The sequence below is a fragment of the [Erwinia] mediterraneensis genome (assembly GCF_900604315.1).
In the GTDB taxonomy this organism is placed as follows: Bacteria; Pseudomonadota; Gammaproteobacteria; order Enterobacterales; family Enterobacteriaceae; genus Pantoea; species Pantoea mediterraneensis_A.
In genome coordinates this window covers 1,246,872-1,269,301 of record NZ_LR026978.1, presented here as the reverse complement: position 1 = coordinate 1,269,301, position 22,430 = coordinate 1,246,872, and the positions used below count along the sequence as shown (strand labels likewise).

Annotated in this window: 18 protein-coding genes; 10 read left to right on the top strand and 8 right to left on the bottom strand. The window is 55.7% G+C overall.

The features are described 5' to 3' along the window. Positions 1–9 precede the first annotated feature (9 nt). Together proP and E0E17_RS06045 are read right to left on the bottom strand one after the other, a co-directional pair. Complete coding sequence (gene proP / locus E0E17_RS06050) at positions 10–1,515, bottom strand: glycine betaine/L-proline transporter ProP (RefSeq protein ID WP_130832477.1); 1,506 nt, start codon at positions 1,513–1,515, stop codon at positions 10–12. 352 nt (positions 1,516–1,867) lie between these two features. Further along, a complete protein-coding gene (locus E0E17_RS06045) occupies positions 1,868–3,442 on the bottom strand; it encodes an EAL domain-containing protein (RefSeq protein ID WP_130832475.1) in 1,575 nt (524 codons plus the stop codon). Between the two features lie 590 nt (positions 3,443–4,032). Between E0E17_RS06045 and E0E17_RS06040 the strand changes: the two genes are divergently transcribed. Further along, on the top strand, positions 4,033–4,371 hold the full coding sequence (locus E0E17_RS06040; protein WP_237680763.1) for an MFS transporter: 339 nt from the start codon (positions 4,033–4,035) through the stop codon (positions 4,369–4,371). A 123-nt stretch (positions 4,372–4,494) separates the two neighbouring features. On the opposite strand, the gene uxuA is transcribed toward E0E17_RS06040, so the two are convergent. Both uxuA and E0E17_RS06030 read right to left on the bottom strand, forming a co-directional pair. Continuing rightward, on the bottom strand, positions 4,495–5,679 hold the full coding sequence (uxuA, locus tag E0E17_RS06035; protein ID WP_130832473.1) for a mannonate dehydratase: 1,185 nt from the start codon (positions 5,677–5,679) through the stop codon (positions 4,495–4,497). A gap of 139 nt (positions 5,680–5,818) precedes the next feature. After that, complete coding sequence (locus E0E17_RS06030) at positions 5,819–6,865, bottom strand: AI-2E family transporter (RefSeq protein ID WP_130832471.1); 1,047 nt, start codon at positions 6,863–6,865, stop codon at positions 5,819–5,821. A gap of 228 nt (positions 6,866–7,093) precedes the next feature. Between E0E17_RS06030 and E0E17_RS06025 the strand changes: the two genes are divergently transcribed. Then, positions 7,094–8,299, top strand: coding sequence for an MFS transporter (locus E0E17_RS06025; protein ID WP_130832469.1), 1,206 nt, complete (start codon positions 7,094–7,096; stop codon positions 8,297–8,299). 89 nt (positions 8,300–8,388) lie between these two features. Here E0E17_RS06025 and E0E17_RS06020 read toward each other — a convergent pair whose 3' ends face one another. Beyond that, entirely contained in the window at positions 8,389–9,204 is an 816-nt protein-coding gene (locus tag E0E17_RS06020; protein ID WP_130832467.1) for a TIM barrel protein, read from the bottom strand. 29 nt (positions 9,205–9,233) lie between these two features. Here E0E17_RS06020 and E0E17_RS06015 point away from each other — a divergent pair, with 29 nt between their 5' ends. From E0E17_RS06015 to E0E17_RS06000, 4 genes are all read left to right on the top strand, one after another. After that, positions 9,234–9,431 (top strand): hypothetical protein, encoded by a 198-nt coding sequence (locus E0E17_RS06015; protein ID WP_130832465.1) that lies wholly within the window; start codon positions 9,234–9,236, stop codon positions 9,429–9,431. 187 nt (positions 9,432–9,618) lie between these two features. Further along, positions 9,619–11,124, top strand: a complete 1,506-nt coding sequence (locus tag E0E17_RS06010; RefSeq protein WP_130832463.1) for a CoA-acylating methylmalonate-semialdehyde dehydrogenase — start codon at positions 9,619–9,621, stop codon at positions 11,122–11,124. A 23-nt stretch (positions 11,125–11,147) separates the two neighbouring features. After that, a complete protein-coding gene (gene iolB / locus E0E17_RS06005) occupies positions 11,148–11,966 on the top strand; it encodes a 5-deoxy-glucuronate isomerase (RefSeq protein ID WP_130832461.1) in 819 nt (272 codons plus the stop codon). 9 nt (positions 11,967–11,975) lie between these two features. Beyond that, the gene (locus E0E17_RS06000; protein WP_130832459.1) at positions 11,976–12,254 is read left to right on the top strand and encodes a hypothetical protein; all 279 of its coding nucleotides are present in this window, start codon (positions 11,976–11,978) and stop codon (positions 12,252–12,254) included. 125 nt (positions 12,255–12,379) lie between these two features. On the opposite strand, the gene E0E17_RS05995 is transcribed toward E0E17_RS06000, so the two are convergent. Both E0E17_RS05995 and E0E17_RS05990 read right to left on the bottom strand, forming a co-directional pair. Continuing rightward, positions 12,380–13,219, bottom strand: coding sequence for a MurR/RpiR family transcriptional regulator (locus tag E0E17_RS05995; RefSeq protein WP_130832457.1), 840 nt, complete (start codon positions 13,217–13,219; stop codon positions 12,380–12,382). 1,120 nt (positions 13,220–14,339) lie between these two features. After that, positions 14,340–16,274: a bifunctional 5-dehydro-2-deoxygluconokinase/5-dehydro-2-deoxyphosphogluconate aldolase gene (locus E0E17_RS05990; protein WP_130832455.1), complete on the bottom strand. Its 1,935-nt coding sequence runs from the start codon at positions 16,272–16,274 to the stop codon at positions 14,340–14,342. A gap of 552 nt (positions 16,275–16,826) precedes the next feature. On the opposite strand from E0E17_RS05990, the gene iolD reads away from it, so the two are divergent. From iolD to iolE, 4 genes are all read left to right on the top strand, one after another. Continuing rightward, complete coding sequence (gene iolD, locus E0E17_RS05985) at positions 16,827–18,767, top strand: 3D-(3,5/4)-trihydroxycyclohexane-1,2-dione acylhydrolase (decyclizing) (protein WP_130832453.1); 1,941 nt, start codon at positions 16,827–16,829, stop codon at positions 18,765–18,767. A gap of 63 nt (positions 18,768–18,830) precedes the next feature. After that, positions 18,831–19,844 carry a bifunctional inositol 2-dehydrogenase/D-chiro-inositol 1-dehydrogenase gene (gene iolG / locus E0E17_RS05980; protein ID WP_130832451.1) on the top strand — a complete coding sequence of 338 codons (1,014 nt, stop codon included), beginning with the start codon at positions 18,831–18,833 and terminating at the stop codon, positions 19,842–19,844. 60 nt (positions 19,845–19,904) lie between these two features. Further along, a complete protein-coding gene (locus tag E0E17_RS05975) occupies positions 19,905–20,789 on the top strand; it encodes a sugar phosphate isomerase/epimerase family protein (protein WP_130832446.1) in 885 nt (294 codons plus the stop codon). A 29-nt stretch (positions 20,790–20,818) separates the two neighbouring features. After that, entirely contained in the window at positions 20,819–21,715 is an 897-nt protein-coding gene (gene iolE, locus E0E17_RS05970) for a myo-inosose-2 dehydratase (RefSeq protein WP_130832444.1), read from the top strand. A 71-nt stretch (positions 21,716–21,786) separates the two neighbouring features. Here iolE and E0E17_RS05965 read toward each other — a convergent pair whose 3' ends face one another. After that, the gene (locus tag E0E17_RS05965; RefSeq protein ID WP_130832442.1) at positions 21,787–22,344 is read right to left on the bottom strand and encodes a DcrB family lipoprotein; all 558 of its coding nucleotides are present in this window, start codon (positions 22,342–22,344) and stop codon (positions 21,787–21,789) included. Positions 22,345–22,430 lie beyond the last annotated feature (86 nt).

The following is a 22,430-nucleotide window of genomic DNA, read 5'->3' as shown; positions in this document are numbered from 1 at the left end:
AGTATTTTTTTATTCGTTAATGTCCGGGTGCTGCTGCACCAGATTTTTACGCTTCGCTTCCAGCTTCGCGATCTCTTCATCGATATCTTCGATCTTCTGCTCGATATTGTCGTGATGCTCCTGCAGGATTTCACGCGCCTCGGCGAGATCGGAGGCCGCCGGGGTCGCTCCCGACAGCGGCTTGTTCGCAGTTTCCTTCATATAGATACCGGTTACCAGGCCAATCAGTGCAATCACCATCAGATAGTAAGCGGGCATGTAGAGATTACTGGTGGATTCCACCAGCCATGCCGCGACTGTTGGCGTCAGACCAGCGATCAGTACTGAAATGTTAAAGGCGCTCGCCAGCGCACTGTAGCGAATATGCGTCGGGAACATGGCGGGCAGGGAGGAGGCCATCACGCCGGTAAAAGCGTTCAGGATCACCGCCAGTCCCAGCAGACCGGCAAAAATAAGTACCATCACGCCGCTGTTGATCAGCATAAATGCCGGAATAGCAAAGAACAGCAGGGCGATACTGCCGATAATGACAAAGGGACGGCGGCCAAAGCGGTCGCTGAGCATCCCCATCACCGGCTGCACAAACAGCATACCGATCATGATAGCGATAATAATCAGTACGCCATGATCTTCGGAGTAGTGCAGGTTATGGGAGAGGTAGCTCGGCATATAAGTGAGCAGCATGTAATAGGTAACGTTGGTGGCGATCACCAGGCCAATACAGGCCAGCAGGCTTTTCCAGTGTTTGCTGGCAATCTCTTTAAAGGAGATTTTCGGGCCGTCACGTAAGCCTTCGCGGTCGCCCTGTTCCAGCTTATCTACATGCTGTTGAAAGGCCGGGGTTTCTTCCAGCGCATTACGCAGATAGAGGCCGATCACGCCCAGCGGCAGCGCCAGGAAAAACGGCAGACGCCAGCCCCAGTCCATAAAGCGCTCTTCGCCCATGATGGTGGAAATCAACACCACCAGGCCAGCACCCAGCACGAAACCGGCAATCGAGCCAAAATCGAGCCAGCTACCCATAAAGCCACGCTTACGGTCGGGAGAATATTCCGCCACGAAGATCGAGGCCCCGGTGTACTCGCCGCCCACGGAGAAGCCCTGCGCCATCTTGGCGATCAGCAACAGCACCGGTGCCCAGACTCCGATGGAGGCGTAAGAGGGGATCAGCCCGATACAGAAAGTACTGATAGACATGATCACAATGGTGATGGAGAGAATTTTCTGGCGACCATATTTATCGCCCAGCATACCGAAGAACAAGCCTCCCAGCGGACGGATCAGAAAAGGCACGGAGAAAGTGGCCAGTGCGGCGATCATCTGCACGCCCGGAGTGGCATCCGGGAAAAAGACTTTCCCCAGTGCGTAGGCCACAAAGCCATACACACCAAAATCGAACCACTCCATCGCGTTGCCCAGTGACGCCGCAGTAATTGCTTTACGTAAACGGGCATCATCGATAATGGTGACATCATCCAGCCCGATAGGTCTTACACGCTTCCTACGCATTTTCATATGGTTACCCTGTATCTGGAAATGAAAGTCCTCAACGGTGCGAACCGATGGCAATGCGTCAGTCCGCAGCGTTGAGAAAATTAAAGCATAGCCTGATCTTAGCTTTGCAAATGGCTACGCATAGCAACAATTCGTATTGAAATCATTGCTTCTCGCCAGAGAGTATACCGTTTTTAATGAAATTCTGGCAGCTTTTGCCTTTTATTGAATGGTTTTGCCGATTAAATGCGGGTGCGGTAGGGAGAGGAAAGGAATAAAAAGGCACGCTGCGCAGCAGTAAAATGCGGCTTTAGCAGAGGGTTGGCATAGAAATCGCGCCCGGGTAGTGGGAAAGCCCCGGACGGGGGATTGTTCACATTTTCAGAGCCAGACAGCCCTTCTCACGCATCCAGTGTAGCAGCGCCCTGTTATCCATCGGATGCGCATACAAATAGCCCTGGATAAAGTGGGTGCCCCGGCGGGTCAGATAGTTGAACTGGAGGGCTGTTTCCACCCCTTCGCCTACCACCTCCAGCGCCAGCTTATGACTAAGGTTGATAATGGCATCCAGCACCGGCGTTTCGCCATCGAGACATTCAATCGCCCGAATAAAACCCCGATCGATTTTCAGGTAGTCGAGCGGAAACTGTTGCAGGTAGGAAAGGGAGCAATGGCCGGTGCCGAAATCGTCAATCGCCACCTTGATCCCGTGACGCTGCAGCAGCGCCAGCTTGTCTGCTACCGCCTCGCCGTCGTGAATCAGGCTGCGTTCAGTGAGTTCAAGGGTAACTGACGGCTGGAGATGCTCTACCCGGGCGTGAAAGGCAAGAATATCGTTGACGAAACGGGGATGCTGCAGATGCTCCGCAGCCACGTTAATGCCGAGATGAAAGCCTTGCTCGACCTCCCACTGCTGCATATCTTCAGCGATCAGCGCCAGCAGATGGCGGGTCAGCGGCACAATCATGCCTTCAGCCTCCGCCGCGCTGATAAAAAGGTCCGGACGGATCCATTCCCCGTCGGGCCGCTGCCAGCGCAGCAGGGCTTCTACGCCGGTACAGCGCTGTTTCAGGGTGTTATAAACCGGCTGATAGTTCACCGAGAACTGTTGCGCGGCAATGGCGCGCCGTATCTCATCGCGCCATGACACCCGCCGTTGCAGCCAGTTAGCGGTGAGCACCATCAGCAGGATAGCGAAAATAGCCGCTATGGGCAGAAAAATAAAAAAGCTCTGACGCCAGGCATACATCATCTCGGTCGACGATGTCACCAGGTTCAGCGTAATCGGATAACGGCTCGATTGTGCATGGTACGGCAGGCTGGAAAACAAGCGCGAAGGTTCAGGCTCTGCCGCGTTGACGCTCAGGGCGGCGCCCTGGCTGAAGTGTATCGTCAGCTGGTAACCCCGTGATGCGCTCATGGCATGCATAAAATCCAGCAGATACTGGCCATCAATAAGTACCCAGAGGCCTTCGCCATCGGGCAGATACTGGACAAAAATCACCGCCGGGCGATTAGGGACGGCGGAAGTGCCGGCAAGAGAGAGGCTCCACCAGGTTTTGTCGGTCACCGGGAGCGGGCGCAGCATCATCTGCGCCAGTGTCGCATTGGGATATTTGCCATAGGCGGAAGAGCAGGTGATGTCGTTGCCCTTCAGCATCCCGATCGAGCGGAAGTAGGCGTTAAGCGTTCCGATACGCTGCAGTTTATCTTCAATCGCCGCACAGGGTTGGTGACCAAACTGACGCAGAGAGGCGATCATATTCCATGCGCTGTCACTCATCTGTTCCGCCTGAGTCAACAACACCCTGGCCGCGTTGATCTGTTGCTGACGCACACTGTAGCGCGCCTCCAGAGTGGTACAGATCATACCCAGAATCAACGGCAGTAAACCGGCACAAATGATCAGCAGCCAGCCATAATCGCGTTTTTGATGATGTGGCGGCACTACGGAAATCCTCTGAATCGTTATGTGCTGGTAGTAAAAGAGGCGCTTTTGCCGGGCAGCATAGCATCTCTCGGAGCCGTGCAGGATAAAGTATTGCTGATGAAATGAACTGATGCAGGTCAATTATCGACAGGTTTTGAGATTTATTAACAGGATTTTGCGTTTTTTTATTACTTCCGCTGACATACAGGCTAAGGCTGCAGATGATTCCGGACGAAGCCAGCGATGAACCGGTTAACCTGAGGATGAAGAGCGCATGCGATATTGTTTTAAACAGCGGCATCAGGTAGCCCATTTTTCTTATCATAAAAACGCGATAAGCACTCCAGAATAATAATGATTATGTGATTACTTGTGAGGAAAAAATTCAAAGCCAGCATTACCAGCCTGTTATCATTTCGTTAATTTACAATTAAGAGCATAGAAAAATTATTATTAGCAGTTATAGCAGGAGTATACAGTGGCTATATTTTCTGAGACGCAGGATAAAAGGCAAATGCGACCGCTATAATTTTCGAAATGGGCGGATTCTTTGGTGCGATTATTGCCGGATGGGGATCAGATTAATTTTCAAAGGCAACCGTTCACAAATGAACGTTATTTATACTCTCGGGATGGTGGCTTCCGCACTCTGTTTATGGGCAGTTCTGATTGACAATAAGTATCTTTTCTCCGTCCTCTTCTCTATGACCGACTTCTTTATTTTTGACCCGCAGTTCCTGATTGCCATGGCGGCTGCTGAAAATTCACACAAATATGCCTCAGGCGCATCAACCGGTTTTGTCAGCTTATTTGCCTGTATCGGTGCGTCAGCGGCGCGTTATCCGCTGTCAGAAATTATTGAAGGCTATCAGTGGGATGGGTTTTACTCGCTGTTATTAATGCTGACAGGGGCGTTGGTGGTATTGTTACTTATTGCGATGCAATGACAGTCAGCCAAAGCGAAACGCATGGAAAAACTGGCGTAATAATGTTTGACCTTAACGGCGGAGCAGGGAAAAGGTTATTTTCTCTACATCGCCGTTAGCTGTCATGAGCATTTACAGCGCGAGTTAGTCGCTGAAAAATGTCTGGCGTAATGCCAGCTCAACGCCGCGTAGTTCAGCTAATCCTTTCAGACGGCCAATGGCGGAGTAACCCGGATTGGTCTTTTTCTGTAAATCATCCAGCATCTGATGACCGTGATCGGGACGCATCGGAATGGCGCGTCTGTTGCCTGCCTGGCGGCGGCGCTGCTCTTCCGCCAGAATGACTTTGATCACTGCCACCATATCGACATCGCCGTCCAGGTGGCTTGCTTCGTGGAAGCTGGCGGGGTTCTCTTCCCGGCGCGTCGCGCGCAGATGAATAAAGTTAATACGATCCGCATAGGCTTGCGCCATTTCTACCAGGTTGTTGTCGGCGCGCACGCCATAAGAGCCGGTGCAGAAACAGAAGCCGTTGTGCAGGCTATCCATGGTCTCTTTCAGCCACTGCATATCTTCCCGGGTGGAAATAATACGCGGCAGGCCAAGAATCGGGCGCGGCGGATCGTCCGGGTGCACCGCCAGCTTAATCCCCACAGCTTCCGCTACCGGCACGATGGCGTGCAGGAAGGTGGCCATATGTTCACGCAGCCGGGCTTTATCGATGCCGTCATACTGTGCCAGCTGGGCACGGAATTGCTCCAGGGTATAGCCCTCTTCGGCACCGGGCAGGCCGGCAATAATATTGCGCGTCAGGGTGGCTTTCTCCTCTTCGCTCATGGCATGGAAACAGTCAGCGGCCGCCTGACGCTCCTGGGCGTTATAGGTCTCTTCCGCCCCCGGACGTTGCAGGATATGCAGTTCAAAAGCGGCAAAGGCGACCGCATCAAAACGCAGCGCCCGCGCGCCATCGGGGAGTTCCCAGGCGAGGTCGGTACGCGTCCAGTCGAGGATCGGCATAAAGTTGTAGCACACCGTATCGATGCCGCAGACCGCCAGGTTGCGCAGCGATTGCTGATAGTTAGCGATGTAACGCTGATAATCGCCGCGCCGGGTTTTGATCGCTTCATGTACCGGGATGCTTTCCACCACCGACCAGACCAATCCCTTTTGCGCCAGCAGTGCCTGACGCGCTTTGATCTCCTCCAGCGGCCAGACCTCACCATTGGGGATATGATGCAGGGCGGTCACGATGCCGGTTGCACCCGCCTGGCGTGCATCATCTAAAGAGACGGGATCGGCAGGGCCATACCAGCGCCATGTATGTTCCATTTTTTCTCCTTAACCGGTTAGCGGCCCGCAGAATGGACCGCTCACCAGAGTAGGGGGTTGTGCGGCGCTTTGCCGTGAGCCGGATCTCACAGCTGCCGCTGCTGGCATGATTGTGTGGCGCTAACAGGCTGTATCCCCTTTATATTTTACGCGGCGGTGGACGCCCGTTGCCAAGCATAATCGCCAGGCGACTGCCGCCCGGCGTGGTCTCCATCAGGATTTTGCAGACGCTGGTCAGCGGCACCGAGAGCAGCATCCCCACTGGTCCCAACAGCCAGCCCCAGAAAATCAACGACAGGAAGACCACCAGTGTGGAGAGGCCGAGGCCGCGTCCCATCAGGCGTGGCTCGAGCATATTGCCAAACACCATATGGATAGCAGTAAACAGGGCGGCTACCAGTAGCGCGTCGGTGAGGCTGTTAAGCACCAGCGCCTGCACAAACGGCGGGATACCCGCGATAATTGGGCCGATATTAGGGATAAAATTAAGAATAAACGCCACCACTCCCCAGAACAGCGCAAACTTCACGTCCAGCAGCAGCAGCGTCAGCCAGACGGCGACACCGGTGATCAGGCTGATCAGGGTTTTCAGCGCCAGATAGTGCGTCACGCCTTTCAGCGCCCGGTGCAGCCCGGCGATATGAATTTGCGGATTCATCAGGGCGTTGCGCAGCTTATAGGGCAGATGGTGCACCTCAAACAGCATAAACACCACGGTGAGGATCAGCAGCACGATGTTGGTCATCGCCCCGGAAAACTGGGTCAGCACCAGCGTCGCCATATTCATCATGACGTTGGGATCAAAATGCTCCGCCAGAGAGGTGGTGGAAATATTGAGATTAAAGCCCGCCGCCAGATGCTGCACCACCAGCAGCTTTTGCTCCAGCAGGGTGCGCAACTGGGGATAGATAACAGAGAACTCGCTTACCGAACTGGCCAGCACCGCCACCAGCATCAGAAGAACAATCAGGATCACCGTAATAACCAGCGTAATCGCCACGCCGCGGCGCAAACCACGCCGGCGCAGTATCGTCACCAGCGGATTAAGGATAATTGCCAGAAAGATGGCGAGAAGAAAGGGCACCAGAATATCGGAGGCTGCGCGTATACCGGCCAGGATAATCACCAGCATCGCCATCTTAACCAACATATTTTGACCCATTTTTTGTTGAAAGGGTTCGCTCATGCCCACTCCTGAAAATGTACCGGCAGCAAAAGTGTAGCTGATAACCCGTTAACCAACTGATTTGCGGCATGAAAAAAAGCCGGTTTCCGCGTTTTGCCGGGCTTAATCAGACCGCGTGTACCACAAAGCAGGCCACGCGGGGCGCAAGCGCGGCACAATGCGGGGGGCGGGAAATGGTGTAAATTGAACATTTCCGGTAATCTTTTCTCAATACGAGCGTGCTTTCTCATGCCTGATCAACCAGCAGTGGAACCGGCCCAGCGCGGTTTACGGTTAAATCTGCTTATTCTTTCCATTGTGATGTTTAATTTTGCCAGCTACCTGACCATTGGCTTACCGCTGGCGGTACTGCCTGGCTTTGTACACGACACGCTCGGTTACAGCGCCTTCTGGGCCGGGCTGGTGATCAGTCTGCAATACCTTTCCACGCTGCTCAGCCGACCGCATGCGGGTCGTTATGCCGACCTCTGGGGAGCGAAAAAAGTGGTGATATTCGGCCTGTTTGGTTGCCTGATCAGCGGCATCTGTACGGTGCTGGCGGCGTTAACCCTGGCGACGCCAGTGCTGAGCCTGACGCTGCTCTGTGTCGGGCGTCTGGTGCTGGGAGTAGGACAGAGCTTCGCAGGCACCGGTTCCACGCTCTGGGGCGTCGGACGTGTGGGTTCGCTGCACATCGGACGCGTCATCTCCTGGAACGGTATCGTCACCTATGGGGCCATGGCGATTGGTGCTCCGCTGGGTGTAATGATCTTCCGCAGCGGCGGTCTGCTGCTGCTGTCCGTCATTATTATCGTGATCTGCCTGCTGGCGATTGCGTTTGCCTGGCCACGCCCCTCTGTTAAAGCCAGCAAAACGGATCCGCTACCGTTTCGCGCCGTGCTTGGCAAGGTGTATGGCCCTGGCCTGATCCTCGCCATGGGCTCAGCCGGTTTTGGTGTTATCGCCACCTTTATTACGCTGTTTTATCGCGACAAAGGCTGGGATGGCGCAGCCTTTGCTCTCACGCTGTTCAGCGTGGCCTTTGTCGGCGCACGTCTGCTGTTTCCCAACGCCATCAACCGCTATGGTGGGCTGCGCGTCGCCAGCCTCTGCCTGCTGGTTGAAGCCATTGGCTTGTTTCTGGTCTGGGGTGCGGTGACTCCCTGGATGGCGAAAGCGGGCGCGCTGCTTACCGGTGCTGGTTTCTCGCTGGTGTTTCCGGCTATCGGCGTCGAGGCCGTCAAAAAAGTGCCGCCGCAGAATCAGGGCAGCGCGCTGGCGACCTATACCGCCTTTATGGATCTCTCGCTGGGAATTACCGGGCCGATTGCCGGTTTTATCATGAGCTTCGCGGGCATTCCGCTGGTCTATCTGCTTACCGCGTTGCTGGTTTGCCTGGCGCTGGCCTGTACCCTGAGGCTGAGTAAAGGTTCCGTCGCAGCGAGCCGGCAGTAAGCGAAAAGAGGGCCTCCGACCGAGGCCCGAAGCGGAACAAAACAGATAAGAAAACGAACATGCAGGCGGGTACGCCCGCACAGAACAGCTTATTCCTGTAACAGCGCAATGCTATGGCGAATTTCACGTTCGATATCCGCCTCCGTCCACGCCGTCAGCTGTGAAGAGAAAGGTTCAAAAGCATAGAGCCCTTTATAGCCCTGCCGCTCCAGCCGTTTTACCTGGGCTATGCTGTTCAGCACGTCGCGGTTGTTCAGCATAATGCGTTCTTCATCCGTCAGCTCAGTCGTGGGACGCATATCCTCCACGCCGGAAAGATGCACCAGGCCAATCTGGTTTACGTCAGGATATGCAGCCAGCGGCTGCCCGATGTTTTCATACAGATGATAGTGAAAGGTGTCCAGCAGCAGCTGAAAGGGGACGCCGGCATCGCGGATAAGCTGCTGCGTCTGAACAGGCGAACGCAGCGAGCTGACCGGGAATCCCAGCGGCTCGACCAGTCCCCGGATATTATAGCGGGTAAACAGTGGCGCCAGCTTTTGTAACGCCGTCAGCGTTTCCTGCGGCGTAATCTCCACGCCCTCGTTGAGCGGACACATCACCAGCGCCTGCGCGCCAATGCGCTGTGCCTCCTGCAGCAGCGCCTCTGCTTTTGCCAGCAGCGCGTCATCCGGGCGGTTAAACGGATAGAGCGCGTTAATGGTGACAATCTCAATATGGTATTTCTCTTTCAGCGCTATCAGCTGCTCAGCGCTGAGATCGTCCGTTACCTTGCCGCCAGGCATATCGTTGCGCAGTTCCACTTTGTTCAGGCCAAGCCGCTGCACCAGCTGAAAAAAAGCGTCAAGAGAAAGTGTTGGAGCAATTTTACGATTGATGCAGAAACGGGTGGGATCGATGGCCATGCTGCTGCTCCTGTCATAACGGGATTGAGATGGGCATAAAAAGAACATTTATTTCATTAATAGTGAATTATGAAATGCAGATTATTGGATCTGACTCGCAAAAATTTCATTTTTGCGTGCTGTTGACTGCGTTGATAAGCGGCGAAGAGAGTCTTTTTCTCTCTGCTGGCGGGCATCAGGCAGCCCAGGCTGAGCGGGGGTTGCACGCTTACCACCGGGCGCTGTGACTCTCTCATCCCTGTTGCCGAAAAAATGCGATCCATGCCGCTAAAAAAGAATCTTCCAAAAATTACCATTTGAAAAATTTGTTTCATTGTAATAGCGTCATTGTAAGCGTTTGGTCTTGCCTGGGCAGGTTGCGCTGCGGCATCGCGGTCGCCTGCAGGGAACTCACACACTCACAGAGGCAACAGCATGAATATCACGGGAAACTTTATTGGCGGACAAATCACCTTCGGGGCCAGCAACGAAACTATCCCGGTTTACGATCCGGCGACCGGTAAAGTGGTGCGCGAACTGACGCAAAGCAGTGCGGAAGAAGTCGCTGCGGCGATTGAAGTGGCGCATAACGCCTTTCCGGAATGGTCAAAAACCTCACCGCTGCGTCGCGCCCGCGTGATGTTTAATTTCAAAGCGCTGCTGGAACAGCATCGTGACGAACTGGCGGAGCTGATTGTCACTGAACATGGCAAAGTCTGGTCCGATGCGCTGGGGGAACTGACGCGCGGTATGGAAGTGGTGGAGTTCGCCTGTGGTATTCCGCATCTGCTGAAAGGGGAATACTCCCCTAACGTGGGCAGCGGCGTTGACAGCTACTCGCTGATGCAGCCGCTGGGGGTGGTAGCGGGCATTACACCGTTTAACTTCCCGGCGATGGTGCCGATGTGGATGTTCCCTGTCGCGCTGGCGTGCGGTAATACCTTTGTGCTGAAACCGCCGGCGCTCGATCCCTCCGCCTCGGTGCGCATGGCGGAACTGCTGAAAGAAGCGGGTCTGCCGGACGGCGTGTTTAACGTCATTCACTGTTCCAATGAAGATGCGGAACAGCTCTATACCGATCCGCGCGTTCAGGCGGTGAGTTTTGTCGGCTCCTCAGGCGTGGCGGAACATATTTATAAAACCGCCAGCGCCCACGGTAAACGTGTACAGGCCTTTGGCGCCGCGAAAAACCACGCCATTGTGATGCCGGATGCCGATCTGGACGCCACTGTGAACGCCATTATGGGCGGCGCGTACGGCTCAGCAGGCGAACGTTGCATGGCGCTGCCTGTAGTGGTGGCGGTGGGTGACGAGACGGCGGATACCCTGATTGCACGTCTTACGCCGCTGGTCAAAGCACTGCGCATCGGTCCCGGGATCAACCAGGGCGCGGAAGAGAATGAAATGGGCCCGGTGGTTTCTGTCGCCCATCAGAAAAAAGTGCTGGGCTATATCGATCAGGGCGAGAAAGAGGGCGCGAAGCTGGTGGTGGATGGCCGCAACTTCCAGGTCGAGGGATATGCGGAAGGCTACTACATTGGCGGCACGTTGTTCGATAACGTAACGCCTGACATGGTGATCTGGCGTGAAGAGATTTTTGGCCCGGTGCTGAGCATTATGCGTGCTCCCGACTATGCGAGCGCGCTGGCGATCGTCAACAGTCACGAGTTCGGTAACGGCAGCGCCATCTTTACCAGCAACGGCCATATCGCCCGTGATTTTGTGCAGGAGGTGCAGGCGGGCATGGTGGGGATTAACGTGCCGGTGCCGGTGCCCATGGCATTTCACAGTTTCGGCGGCTGGAAACGTTCGGTCTTCGGTGCCTTAAACGTGCATGGCCCGGATGGCGTACGCTTCTACACCCGGATGAAAACTGCCACGGCGCGCTGGCCGAGCGGGCAGCACACCGTCTCTGAGTTCAGTATGCCGACCCTGGGTTAACAGGTGAACAGTGGAGGATCAGGATGTCTTTATTAGCGAAAGCGCAGCAGCCAGACAGCAACGGTCGTATTCAGCATGTGACGCCGGAAAGCGCTGGCTGGCGCTATGTGGGTTTTGACGCTTACCTGCTGAAAAAGGGGCAGACCCTTAACCTGGCGAGTGGGGATAAAGAGCTTTGCCTGGTGCTGGTGGCGGGGCTGGCCTCGGTAAAAACCTCGCAGGCGGCGTTTGCCCATATTGGCAAGCGTATGTCGCCTTTTGAGCGCATACCGCCCTATTCTGTGTATGTTCCGCATCATGATGAGGTGGAGGTTTATGCAGAAAGCGACCTTGAGCTGGCGGTCTGCAACGCGCCCGGTCAGGGAAATCTCCCGGCGCGATTAATCACACCAGAAGATGTGGGTGTGGAACATCGCGGCAAAGGACGTAATCAGCGCCTGGTGCACAATATTCTGCCGGACAGTCAGCCTGCGGACAGCCTGCTGGTGGTAGAAGTGTATACCAACGAAGGCGACACCAGCTCTTATCCCAGTCACAAGCATGACCAGGAGAACGCGGAAAACGAAACCTATCTGGAAGAGACTTACTATCACCGTTTCAATCCGGAACAAGGTTTCGCCATGCAACGCGTTTATACCGACGATCGCTCGCTCGATGCCTGTATGGCGCCTTACAATCGCGATGTGGTCACCGTGCCGCGCGGTTATCATCCGGTCGCCACGCTGGCTGGCTATGACAACTACTATCTCAACGTGATGGCGGGCCCGGTACGCCTGTGGAAATTTACCTGGGAGAAGGATCATGCCTGGGTGAACAGCGACAACTATCCGCGCGTGACCTGATATCCGGCCATGAAAAAAGGCAGCCTGGCTGCCTTTTTTATTGCCAGCTTAACACCACGTCCTGCGGGCGTGGTCATCAATAATACGTTTTGGCTCTGCCTTATCGTCTCTGGATTTGAATCTTACGGAACAGGCAGAGACTGCTTTTTAAGGTTTTTGGTACCCCCCTATGGGGCGCAATCAAATCCGTCTTCTATGAAGGCGGATTTTTACTGCCAGCTTAAAACCACGTCCTGCGGGCGTGGTCATCAATACGTTTTGGCTCTGCCTTATCGTCTCTGGATTTGAATTTTACGGAACAGGCAGAGACTGCTTTTTAAGGTTTTGGTACCCCCCTATGGGATGCAATCAAATCCGTCTTCTATGAAGGCGGATTTTTACTGTCTGCTGTAAAAGCGGTGTGGCGTCAGCGTTTATGACTGCACATTATTCAGCGCCAGCGATACCGCTAATGTTTGCGCCAGACAGAGCGACGCCACCTGCGAGCGGAAACCATCGACCTGTGCTTCGCGTACCACAAAGCAGACATCGCTGAACGCCGCCAGCGGGCTGACCTGGCTGTCAGTAATGGCAATCTGATGTGCGCCGCGTTTTGCTCCCAGTTCTACCAGCTCGACCGCTTCGCGTGCATAGGGCGAGTAGCTGATGGCGATCACCACATCTTTCGGGTTTACCATGCTGAGCTGTTCGGTAAACATCCCGCCCAGACCATCAATCAGGAACGCCCGCCGCTCAAGGTGCCGCAGGGCATAGACCAGATAGGAGGCGACGCTGAAGGAGCGGCGCAGGCCGATAACGTAGATGTTTTCCGCTTCGCTGAGCAGTCTGACCGCCTTATTCAGCTGGTCGGGATTCACCTGCATCGCCAGTTGCTGCAGCGCCTGGCTGTTGACCATAGTAAAGACGTTCAGAATTTCCGCCGGACTTTCCGGAGGCGTGGTGCTGTCATCAGTGGCTGTCTGGCGGAACAGGCGCGCGCGCTCGGTATAGTTAACCGTCTCCTCCATCAGGTGCTGACGAAAAACCTGTTTCATTTCATTGAAGCCGCTGAAACCGAAAGCATTGGCGAAACGGATCAACGTGGAGGGAGGCACTTCAGCCTGCTGAGCAATGGACGCAACGGTATCGAAAGCAATGCTGTTACTGTTATCAAGAATATAACGCGCCACCTGTTTCAGGCGTTTACTCAGTGTTTCATAGCGGCGACGGATATCGTCCTGCAACAAAGAGAGTTGGGTTGGGTTGTTGGTCATTACTTCGGCTCATTAAAAATCATTATGGCTGGATCATGAACGCTATAGTACCAGACGGATGGAAAATTTCATTTGTTTGCGTATATCGCGGGGTTTATTTCATGGGTTTATGAAATGCTTCACAATTTACCTGCCGGAGTAGGGGACGTTCCCCTCTCCCTGCGGGAGAGGGCCAGGGTGAGGGGGAAGGCCGCAGGGTCTGTTCCCCTCTCCCTGCGGGAGAGGGCCAGGGTGAGGGGAAGGCCGCACGGAGCCGTCCCCTCTCCCTCCGGGAGAGGGTCAGGGTGAGGGGGAAGATCGCACGGGACAGTTCCCTCTCCCTCCGGGAGAGGGCCAGGGTGAGGGGGAAGACCGCACAGTTCCGCCCGCCAGGCGCACGGCAGTTCCAGCGGCTGCGCCACACGCGGCCGGGTTAAGGGGCCGTTTCGCGGGCCCCTTAACAATCCCCGCGACCGGCTGCCGTGGCGCAGCGCTGCGCGCTGTCCCCTCGTCACTCACGCCGCCCTACGGACCGCCCGGGACGCGCCCTCCCTGGCGCGGCCCGCGCTCTCGCCGACGTCCTGTCGGCTCGTCCTGGCCGTCGTTCCCTCCTCAGCGCCCCGGAAGCCGGAACTGGGGAGCCGTCTGCAGGTCCTCGTTTCTTTCTTTGGGTGAGGATGAAGACCGCACGGTCTATTCCCCTATCCCCCCGGGAGAGGGTCAGAGCGAGGGGGAAGACCGCACGGTCTGTTCCCCTCTCCCCCCGGGAGAGGGTCAGAGCGAGGGGGAAGACCGCACGGTCTGTTCCCCTCTCCCCCCGGGAGAGGGTCAGGGTGAGGGGGAAGACCGCACGGTCTATTCCCCTCTCCCTGCGGGAGAGGGCCAGGGTGAGGGGGAAGACCGCAGGGTCTGTTCCCCTCTCCCTCCGGGAGAGGGTCAGGGTGAGGGGGAAGACCGCAGGGTCTGTTCCCCTCTCCCTGCGGGAGAGGGCCAGGGTGAGGGGGAAGGCCGCACGGTCTGTTCCCCTATCCCCCCAGGAGAGGGTCAGAGCGAGGGGGAAGACCGCAGGGTCTGTTCCCCTCTCCCTCCGGGAGAGGGTCAGGGTGAGGGGAAAAGCGCAGATCAACTTCCTGCGGGTCTGTCAGCTGCTCAGCGCGCCGCCTGAATTTCTGGCTTCGTGCCAGTATGTAATCAACCGCAGGTAGTTCTCTTTCACCTGTTGAATCAGTGCTTCATCGTTCAGTTCGCCCTGCAGCCAGAGGCGTGACGGCTGACCGAAAATGGTGCGGCCAACGGCAAAGCCCTTCACCCAGGGGGCCTGCGCGGCGGCGGCGAAGCCCGCTTTCAGCTTCTCTTCCGGCGCATCCAGGCCGAGCAGCAAAATACCGCGGCAGTGGGCGTCCTGTTGCTCGATCAGACCGCTGATGGCCTGCCAGGTTCCGGCGGATAAAGGCGGCAGCTTCCACCAGTCTGGCCGGATGCCGAGACTGTAAAAGTGGCTCAACACCTCCAGATAATAAGACTCCTGACGATCCGGATTGCTCTCTGGCAGAATCACTTCCAGCAGCAACTCATGGCCCGATTTATTACAGCCGCGCCAGACATCCAGCACTTGCTCATCCTGCGCTTTACGCAGCGCGGCACTGTCGTGCGGATGGTAAAAAACCAGGCACTTCACCACATGCTCCTGCGGCCAGTCGATAAGCTGCGAACCGATGTTGCCATGTTCAAGACGCAGCGGGCGTGAGCCGGGCAGCTCAATCGGGCGGCCTATCCACCAGCCTTTACCGGTAATGGCGTTCAGTGTCTTCTGTCCGTAGGTGGTATCGGCCAGAATGCCGCTTTTCTGCTCCAGACCCGCCTCTTTCGCCGCCACCTCTGCGGCCCTGAGCAGCAGCAGTTTCAGCTGCGGAATACCGCTTTCATCTGCTCCCGCTTCGCGTGCCATCTCTGCCAGCTGTCTGCGGTGATCAAAAGCGAAAACGCACAGCTCCGGCCACTGCTGCTTACGTGTGGTCACCCGATGCAGATGATTGAGACGCTCATCCCGATCGGGCCGTTTTACCTCCTGCTCGCGGCTGAGGTAATCATCCAGCTCCTGCCGGGTCGGCATGGCCGGAGCACAGCCGTGGCGTGATACCACCAGCGCGCCACAGGCGTTGGCATAACGGCAGGCCTGATCCCAGCCTTCATCATTCAGCCAGCCGCGCAGTAAGCCAGACATAAAGGCATCACCTGCCCCCAGTACGTTCAGAACTTCTACGCGTACGCCACTGTGAAGTTTGGTCTCTTCCCAGCTTTGCGGAATCTCTCCTTCAAACACCACGCAACCCATTGGACCACGTTTGCACACCAGCGTCGCCTGGCTGGTCTGGCGTACGTTTCTCAATGCAGTCAGCGTATCGGTGCTGCCGCCGGCGATATGAAACTCTTCTTCTGTTCCGACGATAAGATCGAAATAGTGCACCACTTCCTGTAGCTGCTGCGTCACTTTTTGCGACTCAATGAAACGCGTTTCACCATCGCCCAGCGAGGTTAAACCCCATAATACTGGTCGATAGTCGATATCCAGTGCGGTGCGCAGCCCCTGTTTTCTGGCGATAGCGAGAGCTTTCAGCACCGCTGCCCGGGTATTTGGATGGGAGAGATGGGTGCCGGTGACCGCCAGCGCACGCGCGGAGGCGATAAAATCTTCGTCGATATCTTCCGGCACCAGGCCCATATCGGCACAGTTATCACGATAGAAAATCAACGGGAAGGTATCTTCATCTTTAATGCCCAGAATCACCAGGCCGGTAAGACGCTGTGTATCGGTGATCAATCCTTCCGTATTGCAGCCGACACGTTGCAGCTCTTCACGCAAAAAACGGCCATTATGCTCATCACCGACACGCGCCAGCATGGCTGACTTCAGACCCTGAATGGCCGTGCCGTAAGCAACGTTACCTGACGAGCCGCCGAGGTATTTCGCGAACGTCGTGGTGTCCTCCAGGCGCGCACCGATTTGCTGGCCATAGAAATCAACGGCGATGCGCCCGATACAAATCACATCAAGCCGCTTCTGTTGTGTACTCATACCTGTAGTTTCCTTCTGTGATAAGCAGAGATGGCAGGCGGATCGGCCGACAAGGGAGGGCACATGGCTCCCGATGCTTCAGCTGCCTGGTTGGCTTTGTCATCAGTATGAGGAATAAAAATTCCACATTCAATATTAAATGAAATATCCAACTCGATTTTGTGAACCAGGTAAAAAACTTGTCACAGGACAAAAAAGCCTGCGCAACACGCTGAATTTCTTTGCTTAGCAAGGCTGTGAGCCGCTTCTCATTCCGGCAGGGTTAAATAAACGAATTTATTGAAGAGGAAACGCTTTTTTCTGAACAGCACATAAGGTCAGGCATAGCGACCTGTAGCGCCTGGCTGGTTGCGCAGCAGAGGGCGGTCTGGCGTTAAATTTGATCTCTCTCGCAAAATGAAATGTTTCTTCTGTAATTGTATTTTATGGAAAAACTATTTGTTTATAATCGCTTCACGTTTCACTTATGGCGGTCTCCTCTGACGATACGCGCTGTACCTGCCAACCGCGTCGTACCTGCTTATCAGGTACCCGCATGTAAAGGATAAGCATATGGGCTCAATCAGATTAACCACGGCGCAGGCGCTGGTGAAATTCCTTGATAACCAGTATCTGAACGTTGACGGTGTTGAAACGAAATTTGTGAAAGGGATCTTTGCTATTTTTGGCCACGGCAATGTGCTGGGGCTCGGCCAGGCGCTGGAGCAGGACAGTGGCGAGCTGATCGTTTATCAGGGGCGCAACGAACAGGGCATGGCTCATGCCGCGACCGGTTTTGCCCGGCAGATGCTGCGCCGCCAGATTATCGCCTGTACTTCATCAGTCGGACCGGGGGCGGCGAATATGCTTACCGCCGCGGCCACCGCCACCGCCAACCGTATTCCTTTGCTGCTGCTGCCTGCCGACGTATTCGCTACCCGTCAGCCCGATCCGGTGCTGCAGCAGATCGAACAGAGCTACGACCTCAGCATCAGCACCAACGACGCTTTTCGCGCGGTCAGCAAGTACTGGGATCGCGTCAGCCGGCCGGAACAACTGATGACGGCCTGCATCAACGCCATGCGCGTGCTGACCGATCCGGCAGAGACCGGCGCCGTGACCCTGGCGCTGCCGCAGGATGTGCAAGGCGAGGCTTGGGATTTCCCGGACTATTTCTTCCAGAAGCGCGTGCATCGTCTTGATCGTCGTCTGCCGACGCTGCCTCAGCTGGAAGATGCGCTCCGGCTGATCGCCACAAAGCGTAAACCACTGATTATCTGCGGCGGCGGGGTGAAATATTCTGAAGCGGGTCAGGCGCTGTGCGCTTTTGCCGAGCGCTACAATATTCCCTTTGCCGAAACTCAGGCAGGGAAAGGCACTATTCCCTCTGATCATCCGCTGAACGTCGGCGGCGTCGGCGAAACCGGCTCACTGGCGGCGAATTTGCTGGCAAAAGAGGCCGATCTGGTGATCGGCGTTGGCACCCGTTATACCGACTTTACCACCGCATCGAAGTGGATTTTCCAGCATTCCGAGGTCAGCTACCTCAATATCAACGTCAGCAATTTCGACTGTTACAAGCTGGATGGCGTGCAGTTGCTGGCCGATGCGCGCGAAGCGCTGACCGCGCTGGATGGCCGCCTGGCCGCGCAAAGGTATAACAGCGACTGGGACCAGCAGATTGAGCAGGCGCAGAGCAAGCTGCTGAAAGAGACGCAGCGCGTCTGGCAGGCGGAATACAGCGGCGCAGAATTTATTCCGGAGATTGACGATCATCTGGATCGCGAGGCGGTCTATGCGGAATTCAACCGCCTGACCCAATCCTTTCTCACTCAGAGCAGTGTGCTGGGTGTCCTGAACAACCACCTGCCAGAGGATGCGGTGATTGTGGCGGCGGCGGGAAGCCTGCCGGGGGATCTGCAGCGTGTCTGGCGTACCCGCGATTACAACAGCTATCACGTTGAGTATGGCTACTCCTGCATGGGTTATGAGGTGAATGCCGCGCTGGGTGCGAAGCTGGCGCAGCCGCAGCGCGAGGTCTATGCGCTGCTGGGCGATGGCTCCTTTATGATGCTGCATTCCGAGCTGATCACCTCCATTCAGGAGGGGGCCAAAATTAATGTGGTGCTGCTCGACAACATGACCAACGGCTGCATCAACAACCTGCAGATGGAGCATGGCATGGACAGTTTTACCACCGAGTTCCGTTTCCGTGATGCCGAAAGCGGCAAGCTGGACGGCGGATTTGTACCGGTGGATTTCGCCGCCATCGCCGCCGGGTATGGCTGCAAAACGTATCGCGTAACCACCCTGGAGCAGCTCAAAGCGGCGCTGGAAGAGGCGCGCCGGGAGACGGTTAGTACCTTGATCGATGTGAAAGTGCTGCCCAAGACCATGGTGCATAAATACTTCAGCTGGTGGCACGTAGGTGCCGCGCAGACCTCCACCTCCGCACGCGTTCAGGCGGTTGCGGAGAAGCTTAACGCGCATCTTGATGAGGCGCGTAAATATTAATGGCCTCCGGGCCGTTAATGACCGGCCCGACTTTCTCTTACCCGAATCCCTACAGGTATAGCTATGACTCTTAAACTTGGCGTTATCGGTGCCGGTGCAATAGGTCAGGAACATATTCGCCGCTGCAACAACGTATTACAGGGCGCGAAAGTAATGGCAGTTTCCGATATCAATGTCGAAGGGGCGCGTGCTGCGTTGCAGCGTCTGAATATTGAGGCGGAAATTTATCAGGACGGCCATCAGGTGGTGAACTCTCCGGACGTAGATGCGGTGCTGGTCACTTCCTGGGATCCGACCCACGAAGAGTTTACCCTGGCGGCCATTGCTGCGGGCAAACCGGTGTTCTGTGAAAAGCCGCTGGCTATGAGCGCCGAAGGCTGTCGTCGCATTGTTGATGCTGAGATCAAACATGGCAAGCGCCTGGTACAGGTGGGCTTTATGCGCCCGTACGATGCCGGTTATCGCGCGCTGAAAAAAGTGATCGTTGACGGCGAAATCGGCGAGCCGCTGATGCTGCACTGCGCGCACCGCAACCAGAGCGTGGGCGAGAATTACACCACCGATATGGCGATCACCAACACGCTGATCCACGAGCTGGACGTGCTGCGCTGGCTTACCGATGACGATTATAAAACGGTGCAGGTGGTCTTCCCGCGCGTCACGTCCAAATCCCATGCGCGTCTGAAAGATCCGCAGATCGTGCTGTTCGAAACGCAGAAAGGGATCCGCATCGACGTCGAAATCTTCGTGAACTGCGCCTATGGCTATGACATTCAGTGTGAAGTGGTGGGTGAACACGGCATCGCCAGACTGCCTGAGCCCTCTGCCATCCAGATGCGTAAAGAGGCGAAGCTGGCGACCGCCATTCTGACTGACTGGAAAGATCGCTTTATCGACGCCTATGACGTTGAGCTGCAGGCTTTTATCAATGACGTGAAGGCGGGCGCACTGACCGGGCCATCAGCCTGGGACGGTTTTGCCGCCTCTGTGGCTGCCGACGCCTGCCTGAAAGCGCAGAACAGTGGCACCATCGAAAAAGTTGAGATGCCGCCTCGTCCCGATTTCTATACGAAATAAGCCAGAGGCCGCTCTGCTCCTGCAGGGCGGCTGACGCAACGTTCCTGCCGGGAGACAACAATGAAAATCGCGTTCGATGTGGATGTCATCAAAGAGCTGGGTATCACCCGTATGGTGCATCAGGTGGCTGAATGGGGATACAAATATATCGAACAGTCACCCCATCCGCAGATCAATCCCTTTTACAAGCATCCGAAAGCCAGCCGCGAAGTGATGACGGAATACAAAAATGCGCTGCGCGCGACCGGGCTGGAGATCTCCTCTTTTATCGTGGTGTATCGCTGGTCGGGACCGGACGAGATGCGCCGTCAGGCCGCTGTGAAAAACTGGAAGCGCATGATTGAAATCGCGGTGGAGATGGGCGTACAGGTGATCAATACCGAACTTTCCGGTACGCCAAACGAGCCGGAAATCTGTGAAGAGATGTTTTATCGCTCGATGGAGGAGCTGCTGCCGATCATCGAACGTGAAGGTATCCGGATTGAAATCCAGTCGCATCCCTGGGATTTCTGCGAAGAGAGTAACGAAACCGCCGATCTGGTGAAATCTTTCCGCAGCGAGAATGTGAAATATCTCTACAGCGTGCCGCACACCTTTTTCTATGACAAAGGGCAAGGCGACGTGAAAAGCATGCTGGAGTATGCCGGTGACGATCTGTCGCATGTGCTGATCGCCGATACCATGAACCATACCAAACACTGTCGCTACATCGTCAACCCGCCGGGAGTCGATGCCACTATTCATCAGCATGTGGGCGTTGGGGAGGGGGAGGTCGATTTCGATACGCTGTTCAGAACGCTGCGCGAAATGGATTTTGCCAACCGGCAATTCAAAGTGGGCGGTGAATCGATTATCGCCTCCTCACTGTTTGGCTATCCGGAAAAAATGAAATATCAGGCTGTGGAAACCCGTGAGCTGATCGAGCGCGAGCTGTCGGGTAAATAACTCTCCTTCTGAGCTGTCAGGATAAAACGATGAACAAAGACAACGTAAAACTGGCGATCGCGCCGATCGGCTGGACCAATGACGATATGCCTGAGCTGGGCAGCGAAAACACCTTTCAGCAGACCGTCAGCGAAATGGCGCTGGCGGGTTTTCGCGGCAGCGAGGTGGGCAGCAAATACCCGCGTGATCCGGCGGTACTGAAACCGATGCTGGAGATGCGTGGCATCGAAATCTGTAACGCCTGGTTCAGCACCTTTTTTGCCAGCGGCGAAAAAGGCAAAACCATCGACGGCTTTATCAACCATATGAACTTTCTGCATGCCATGGGCGCGCGGGTGATCGGCTGTTCTGAACAGAGCAAAAGTATTCAGGGTACAACGCGGGCGGTGCTGGAAGAGAAGCCGGTATTTAACGACGAAGAGTGGCGGCTGACGGCAGAAGGTTATAACGAGCTGGCGCGTATCGCTGCAGAGAAGGGGATGCGCGTCTGCCTGCACCATCATATGGGTACCGGAATTCAGACCAGCGAAGAGATCGATCGCTTTATGGCGCTGACGGATGAGCAGGTCGGCCTGCTGTATGACACCGGACACGCCTATTATTCCGAAGGTTCACAGGAAGCAATGCTGGTGATTCTGCAGAAACATCTGCCGCGCATTTTCCATGTGCATCTGAAAGATGTGCGTGACGAGGTAGTGGCTGAGGTGCGGGCGCAAAAACTGTCGTTCCTCGACGGGGTGAAAAAAGGCACCTTTACCGTGCCGGGCGACGGGGTCATCAACTTTGATCCGGTATTCAGAGTGCTGGATGAGTATGGCTATCGCGGCTGGATGGTGGTCGAAGCGGAGCAGGATCCGGCGCTGGCCAATCCCTTTGAGTATGCGGTAAAAGCGCGCCAGTATATTCGCGAGCACGCCGGGTTGTAAGCACAGCGCAGCCCTGGCGGACATCATGGTCGGGTCACAGCGGTCTGCGCGACGCAGACCGCCTGCGGGAGTTATTTCAGCGTGATGGTGTTGACGATCTCATCCGCTTTCTTTTGCGCCTGCTGCTGATTATCAGCAGGCAGCGAGATTTGCAGTGTAACCAGTTTACCTTCCACTTTCGCCAGGATCACCGACGACCAGGCGCTCTGGTTATTGGCGGACATGATCGTATCCAGACGCTGTGCAGGCTGATCCTGCAGCGTAACGGCTTTATTCGCCACGACCTGCAGCTGCGGGTCGCGGTTGCGCTGCTGCTGCTCCAGACGCTGAGCGAGCACATCCAGCGCTTCACTGGTGGTATCACCGGCAATCACGATAATGGCGCTCTGTCCGCTTTCATCGGCATAGACATGCATGTTGGTTGACTGTGTGCCGATTTTGCCACTCTTGTCAGACATACCGGCAGGCAGCGCGAAGCTCAGTTTGCCGTCCATCAGCGACACGGTCTGTGCCGACTGACTGGCGCTGACGCCATTATCATCCTGTGCCGCATTCTCTTTTTTCTGATCGCAGGCAGCAGCGCCCAGCACCAGCAAGGCAATACCGACATATTTCACTATATTACGCATCCGAATCCCTTTTTCTGTTTCCAGTGAGCCAGTCATACAATCTGAAACAGGCGGCAAAAGCAACCTGAGGATTGTCAGCAGATCTT